Origin of the sequence: Vibrio sp. 10N.261.51.A3 (assembly GCF_041471965.1) — a bacterium.
Lineage (GTDB): Bacteria > Pseudomonadota > Gammaproteobacteria > Enterobacterales > Vibrionaceae > Vibrio > Vibrio crassostreae_C.
In genome coordinates this window covers 1-240 of record NZ_JBFRPK010000164.1, presented here as the reverse complement: position 1 = coordinate 240, position 240 = coordinate 1, and the positions used below count along the sequence as shown (strand labels likewise).

Here is a 240-nt window from a genome sequence, read left to right as displayed (position 1 = left end):
AACCATTTTTAAAGACTCTCTTAAGAGAATACTTAAAGATGGTGGAGCTATGCGGGATCGAACCGCAGACCTCCTGCGTGCAAGGCAGGCGCTCTCCCAGCTGAGCTATAGCCCCATCTAGGTTGATATTGGTGGGTCTGAGTGGACTTGAACCACCGACCTCCCGCTTATCAGGCGAGCGCTCTAACCAGCTGAGCTACAGACCCAATATCGTCTCTTAACTTTTCTAAACCTAATCAA

Annotated in this window: 2 tRNA genes; both read right to left on the bottom strand. The window is 49.2% G+C overall.

Features of this window, described 5'->3' with window-relative positions:
- Positions 1–39: 39 nt before the first annotated feature.
- A tRNA-Ala gene (locus AB4371_RS22485) sits at positions 40–115 on the bottom strand.
- Between the two features lie 14 nt (positions 116–129).
- A tRNA-Ile gene (locus AB4371_RS22480) sits at positions 130–206 on the bottom strand.
- Positions 207–240 lie beyond the last annotated feature (34 nt).